Genomic DNA, 6339 nt, shown 5'->3' with positions numbered 1-6339 from the left:
GCTATTACGATAGTCCTTTTTGTCGTTCCTCATAATCAACAAATTGTGACAATTCTACAGTTTTTTCACATACCGCATTCCCCTGTTCCGAAGCCAAAATCTTAATATACAAAAAAAGGATGAATTCATTTATTCATCCTGCAACTAATCCATATTACAATCCATATGCACATTCCGACAACCATGAAACTAAATCCAATGAGTGCCAAAGCCATTCCTTCATGCTTTAAGCCATCTACTCCTACATATGCGTTTATTTTCCCCTTTAAAAGCAAGAAAACAGTTCCTGCAATCAAAAATAAATTCGCAACAAATGCAGGTGTAAATACACGATCCTTTTGATTCATAATAACATCCCCTTATTGTTACCGATGTATTATATCATTTCATTCCTTTATTAAACCTTAAATTTCTCTTAACTTTCTTAGCATTTGATTGTACAATAGATAAGAATAAAAGAAGGAAGGATTCTTATGCAAAACATTGATGAATTAGTTAATTTACACGAATGCCCTCTATGTGAAGGTGGTTCGATTCTAGAAGAAGAAGGAAACGGATTCTATGCGCAATGCATGGATTGTGGCTGCTATACAGTTCATGTTGATTATAAAAACGAAGAAGATCGTTTAGAAGCTGCTAAAAGAGCCGCTGAATTATTTAATACAGGTAAAGTATTAAAATCAAATCCTGGTGAATAAGAAAATGAGTGGAATTTTCCACTCAATTTTTTTATTTAACTGAATTTTGATCTAACCACTTACCTCGAACCATACGGATCAAGAATATAATACCTCTAAATACCAGTTCGAAAGTCATTGTAGCCCATACACCAATAACACCATATCGCTTTGTGAAAATAATAATTGGTAAAACACGCATTCCCCACATGCTCAACGCATTTAGAATAAAAGGACGTTTACTATCTCCAGCCCCACGTAATGCCCCCATTACTACAATACTAATCGCAAATAATGGTTCAGAAAAAGAAACAATTCTTAAGCACTCACTAGCTCCATCAATAACTCCTTGACTATTCGTTAGTGTTGAAGCCAAAAATGGGGCAAACACAAACATGATAACACTCATAAATATCACTAGAACAAAAGATAATAAGGTTGTTAAATACGCAAATCGTTTTGCCATATCCTTTCGATTGGCCCCAATACTTTGTCCAACCAATGTAGTTGCAGCACCACCAATTCCATAAGCTGGCAAATAACATAATCCTTCTGCTGAAACAGCCACATAATTAATAGCCACACTGATTGCACCCATTCCTGAAACGACACCCGTCATCACAACTTGAGCTAAGGATAGTGTCACTCTTTCAAGACCTGCTGGAATTGAAAGATTCACTACATTCTTCAAGATATCTTTATCAAATTTCCACGATTCATCACCTAGAAGTCGTAATGATTTTTCCTTTTTGACTACAATATACATTAAGATAAAGCCTACAACCAATTGCGCCATTCCCGTTCCTAGTGCAGCTCCGGCAACACCTAAATTTAGTATATAAATAAAGAAATAGTTAAAAATAACATCAAATACACACATTGAAATATTCATAAGACTTGGAAGCACGGCATTCCCTGAACATCTTAACATTCCTGAATGTAACATCGCCATCATATTAAATGGAACAAAAGCACCTACTATTGCCAAATATAAAGTGGCATCTCTACAAATTGATGGGTCTGCTCCCAATAATTTTGGCAAATAAAAACTGGATGCTACCACAACCAATGCCATACATAAACCAAAGATGATATTAAAGAGAATCGACTGACATACTACCTGTCTTGCCAATTTATTTTTACCAGCCCCTAAATATTGAGCTACCTGCACTGAAAAACCTAATACCGCAGCTGTACAAATTCCTCCAAAAAGCCATGTTGTACTGGCAACAACACCAATGGCTGCCGTAGCCTTATAACCTAGTGATCCAACCATAGCTGTATCAATATAACTCATGGCCGTTCCAACTAATTGTTCTAATATTGCAGGTACAGATAATAAAATGACGATTTTTAATTGATCTTTGAATTCTATTTTTTTATTTTCGCGCATCTGCGCCGTTATTTCCATCATGTTCATAAGATGATTATACAAAGAAAAAAGATGTATGTCACCATACACCTTTTAATCTTCTACCTCTTCACGCCACATTTTGGCTCCTAAATGAGCTAACTTTCCGTCCAAGTTATCATAACCACGATCAATATGATAAATATCATGGATTTCTGTCACACCATCAGCCATTAAAGCTGCGATGACAAGTCCAGCACCACAACGAAGATCTGTTGCAGTTACTTTAGAACCATGTAACTTTGTCTTTCCGTTGATAAACGCACTTGGTGTGTGTACATCAATGTCAGCACCCATCTTATTTAACTCTGCACAATGTTTGAAACGTTCTGTATAAATTGTTTCTGTTACTACAGATTGGCCTTCACATTGTGTTAATAATACAGTAAATGGTTGTTGAACATCTGTGGCAAAGCCTGGATATGGTTTTGTCAAGATTTCTGTACGTTTCAAAGGTTTATCTGTTTTAAATACATGAATAAAATCCGAACCAACTTCCATATTGATTCCCACTTCTTGAAGTTTCATAACAATGGCTTCCAAGTGTTGAGGAATAATATTTTCGATGCGCATGTCATTGGCTATAGCAGCTGCCATAATCACATAAGTTGCTGCTTCAATACGATCTGGAATGATTTCATGAATACAGCCTTTTAAATATTCAACACCATCAATCACAAGAGTACTTGTCCCCATACCATGAATTCTAGCACCCATTTTATTTAATAATGTTGCGATATCAATAATTTCAGGCTCACGCGCGGCATTTTCAATAACCGTTCTACCTTTTGCGTAAACAGCTGCCATCATAATGTTGATTGTAGCTCCTACACTCGAAATATCTAAGAAAATATTTGTTCCTTTTAATTCTTTCGCATCCAATATATAACATCCATTTTCATATTGAATATTTGCACCCAAAGCCTCAAACCCTTTTAAGTGCAAATCAATAGGTCTAGGACCCAAGTAACATCCACCAGGCATCTTAATTTCTGCATGACCAAATTTTCCTAACAAAGCTCCCATAAAGTAGTAGCTTGCTCTTAATTTTGAAACAGCCTTAGATACCATAGGAATATTTTCCATATGAGTAGGATCTATATATAATGTTTCTTCATCTCGTTTTTCAACATAAACACCAAGTTCATTTAATAAAACGATCAAAGACTGTACATCTGAAATATTAGGTACACCATAAATTGTAACCGGCTCATTTCCTAAAACACATGCTGGAATTAAAGCCACAGTCGCATTCTTTGAACCACTAATACGTACTGTTCCATTTAAATCATGTCCACCTTCAATTTTAATGACTTTTTCCATTCATTTTCCCCCATTTCAAGGTAATGCCTATCTATTATAGCCTATTCAATCCGGATAATCTAGAAAAATATTGTAAATTCCAAAAGCCATCTATTTTAAATGTTTTTCCATCCAATTTGTGATTTCATTTAAACGACGCAAACGATGTTGAGGAAGTCCCGTACGTGATAAATCATGATTTTCACCATGGAACAAGCACATGCGAGCTTCAATATTCTGATCTAATAAAGCATTCAACATTTGTAGGCCTTCACAAAGTGGACAACGATAATCCTCATCAGAGTGAATAAACAATGTTGGTGTTTTCACATTACGTGCATATTTCAATGGTGAATGCCACCACAATTTTTCTGGATTTTCATCATATGTAGCAGATTGTTGATCTTGTGCAAAGTATGGTCCAATATCACTTGTCTGAGAGAATGAGATCCAGTTGGCAATACTTCTTTGACTAGCAGCACACGCAAAACGATCCGTATGACCAATGATCCAGTTTGTCATAAATCCACCATAGCTTCCTCCAGTTACACCAACTCTGCTTGAATCAATTTGAGGATATGTTTCTAAGACTTTATCTGTAAACTGCATCAATTCGTCATAATCAATCGTACCATATTTTCCACGAATGTCCATAAACTCGTTGCCACGTCCATCTGAACCATGAATATTACAGAAGAATACAAAGTATCCCTTACTTGCCCACACTTGCATTTCATGATAGAACACTTTTCCATATACTGTTTTAGGTCCACCATGAATATCTAAAATAGCCGGATATTTTTTTGTTTCATCATAATCTTTAGGCAATAATACCCATCCTGTTAAATCTTCACTAAAATTAACTTCTACAGGATCTGCCACATATGTATCTTCCATTTTATTAAAATCAGATAATTGAACGGCTTTACCATCTACAACTTTATACAATTGTTGAAGACTTGCCACATCAGCTCCAATAAAATATAATGTGTCATCTTCAAATGCGAAAGATTGAATTGTTCCTGGCCATTCAAATACAAGTTCAATAGTTCCATTTTCTAATTTATACAAATTATTGTGATCATAGATCGTAGAAACAAAATATAACGCATCTTTATTTACTAGAGTCGCATTACCTGCAACTAAAGCACAATCTGTACCTACACTGTTTCCAACACATTCTTGCCAATCAGCAATTAAATTAAAGTCTTGATCAAAGAATTTTGGATTCTCATTCAAACCATATTTTTCATGTGTGCTTGCGATAAGAACCAATTTACCATCCACAAAATCAAAACTTTGAATACTTCTTTCCTTAGCATCTACAACTGTACTTACAGACCCATCATATTTATAAAGATTTTCATATAAAGCTTGTTTTCTTGTCCAATTTTGTCCTGTATAATACAAAGCACCATCATGAATCTTTGCGTTTGACACATCAAAAGTACCTTCTGTAACACAAACAAGTTCTTTTGTGTCTAAATCATATGTATATAAATGTGTACGATGTTTATTGGTGATTCCCTGACCATTCATATAGAAAGGAATCTCATCAAACACTTCATAATCACTTTCTTCTTCAACAAGTTTTTCTTTAGTCATCAAAACCAAAGTATTCTCGTTTAAATATCCCAAAACATTCATTCCTGGTTTATCAAAGCGAGCAATTTCTTTGGCTTCTCCACCATTTAATGATAAACGATATAAAGAAGTAGATTTTTCAATATTTTTACGATTTCCACAGAATAGAACCGAATTTTCATTTTCGATATAAAACCCTGCTTCTTTTCCAAAAGAAGTTAAATCATATACTTTATCGTCCTTTACGCATTTTAAAGTATATTCATAAGCATTTTCTTTTTCTGCTACTACTCCATCAACAAAAACTTTTACTTCATCTTTCACTTTTAAATTTCCATAAAAGTGATAAGACAATAAATCATTAATTTCAACTGACTTCATGTATTTTCCCTCCAAATTATGCAAAAAGCAGGCTTAAAGCCTGCTTTATTTAAAAACTTTAATTATTCAGCTTTTCCAGCAGAACCAAAGAAGTTTTCCATCATTTCTTTACATAATGCTGTGATTGCATCAGCACCTGGTTTTAATAATTTACGTGGATCGTATCCTTTTCCTTCTTGGTCTTTTCCAGCTTCGATGTATTTACGAGTTGCTTCAGCAAATACTAACTGACATTCAGTATTAACGTTAACTTTAGAAACACCTAATGTGATAGCTTTTTGAACTTGTTCACGAGGAATTCCTGAACCACCGTGTAATACTAATGGTTTTCCGTTTGTTGCGTTTTGGATTTCTCCTAAACGATCAAAGTTTAATCCAGCCCAGTTTGCAGGATATTTACCGTGGATATTTCCGATACCAGCTGCTAAGAAGTCTACACCTAAGTCAGCGATAGTTTTACATTCTTCAGGGTCAGCTAATTCACCAGCAGATACGACACCGTCTTCTTCTCCACCGATTCCACCAACTTCACATTCAATTGATAATCCTTTTGAGTGTGCTAAGGCGATCATTTCTTTTGATTTTTCTAAGTTTTCTTCAAATGCATAGTGAGAACCATCGAACATTACAGAAGTAAATCCTGCTTCGATAGCAGCTTTTGCACCTTCATATGAACCGTGGTCCAAGTGTAAAGCTACAGGAACTGTAATTCCCATTGCATCGTGGATTTCTTTTACCATAGCAGCAACTGTTTTGAAACCACACATGTATTTAGCAGCACCTTCAGATACTCCTAACATAACTGGTGATTTAGCTTCTTCAGCAGCAGCTAAGATAGCTTTTGTCCATTCCAAGTTATTGATGTTGAAAGCACCAATCGCATAGTGCCCTTCGTGAGCTTTGTTGATCATTTCAGTAGCAGATACTAACATTACTCTATTCCTCCTTTAAACATTTCTGTCATAACTATTCTACTCCATAACG

6 protein-coding genes are annotated in these 6339 nt (G+C 35.1%); 1 reads left to right on the top strand and 5 read right to left on the bottom strand.

Annotated features, from left to right (window positions below; all coding sequences use genetic code 11):
* Window positions 1–125 precede the first annotated feature (125 nt).
* Complete coding sequence (locus tag KTQ83_RS05260; RefSeq protein WP_217256180.1) at window positions 126–347, bottom strand: DUF3955 domain-containing protein; 222 nt, start codon at window positions 345–347, stop codon at window positions 126–128.
* A 126-nt stretch (window positions 348–473) separates the two neighbouring features.
* On the opposite strand from KTQ83_RS05260, the gene KTQ83_RS05255 reads away from it, so the two are divergent.
* Window positions 474–698 (top strand): Lar family restriction alleviation protein, encoded by a 225-nt coding sequence (locus KTQ83_RS05255; protein ID WP_117926846.1) that lies wholly within the window; start codon window positions 474–476, stop codon window positions 696–698.
* A 31-nt stretch (window positions 699–729) separates the two neighbouring features.
* On the opposite strand, the gene KTQ83_RS05250 is transcribed toward KTQ83_RS05255, so the two are convergent.
* The 4 genes from KTQ83_RS05250 to fba form a co-directional block, all read right to left on the bottom strand.
* Window positions 730–2097, bottom strand: a complete 1368-nt coding sequence (locus tag KTQ83_RS05250) for an MATE family efflux transporter (RefSeq protein WP_147346774.1) — start codon at window positions 2095–2097, stop codon at window positions 730–732.
* A gap of 45 nt (window positions 2098–2142) precedes the next feature.
* Window positions 2143–3411, bottom strand: coding sequence for a UDP-N-acetylglucosamine 1-carboxyvinyltransferase (locus KTQ83_RS05245; RefSeq protein ID WP_117925065.1), 1269 nt, complete (start codon window positions 3409–3411; stop codon window positions 2143–2145).
* A 90-nt stretch (window positions 3412–3501) separates the two neighbouring features.
* Window positions 3502–5355 (bottom strand): alpha/beta hydrolase family protein, encoded by a 1854-nt coding sequence (locus tag KTQ83_RS05240; protein WP_186998831.1) that lies wholly within the window; start codon window positions 5353–5355, stop codon window positions 3502–3504.
* Window positions 5356–5417: 62 nt separating this feature from the next.
* Complete coding sequence (gene fba, locus KTQ83_RS05235) at window positions 5418–6287, bottom strand: class II fructose-1,6-bisphosphate aldolase (protein ID WP_117925061.1); 870 nt, start codon at window positions 6285–6287, stop codon at window positions 5418–5420.
* Between the last annotated feature and the right edge of the window lie 52 nt (window positions 6288–6339).

Origin of the sequence: Holdemanella porci, assembly GCF_019052655.1 — a bacterium.
Taxonomy (GTDB): Bacteria; Bacillota_I; Bacilli_A; order Erysipelotrichales; family Erysipelotrichaceae; genus Holdemanella; species Holdemanella hominis.
This window is presented reverse-complemented; position numbering and strand designations above follow the sequence as displayed.

What these genes read in the sequence shown, in the direction of transcription:
- KTQ83_RS05250 (WP_147346774.1), bottom strand. Translation starts at nt 2,097, where the DNA reads ATGAACATGATGGAAATAACGGCGCAGATGCGCGAAAATAAAAAAATA.
- KTQ83_RS05255 (WP_117926846.1), top strand. Translation starts at nt 474, where the DNA reads ATGCAAAACATTGATGAATTAGTTAATTTACACGAATGCCCTCTATGT.
- KTQ83_RS05260 (WP_217256180.1), bottom strand. Translation starts at nt 347, where the DNA reads ATGAATCAAAAGGATCGTGTATTTACACCTGCATTTGTTGCGAATTTA.
- KTQ83_RS05240 (WP_186998831.1), bottom strand. Translation starts at nt 5,355, where the DNA reads ATGAAGTCAGTTGAAATTAATGATTTATTGTCTTATCACTTTTATGGA.
- fba (WP_117925061.1), bottom strand. Translation starts at nt 6,287, where the DNA reads ATGTTAGTATCTGCTACTGAAATGATCAACAAAGCTCACGAAGGGCAC.
- KTQ83_RS05245 (WP_117925065.1), bottom strand. Translation starts at nt 3,411, where the DNA reads ATGGAAAAAGTCATTAAAATTGAAGGTGGACATGATTTAAATGGAACA.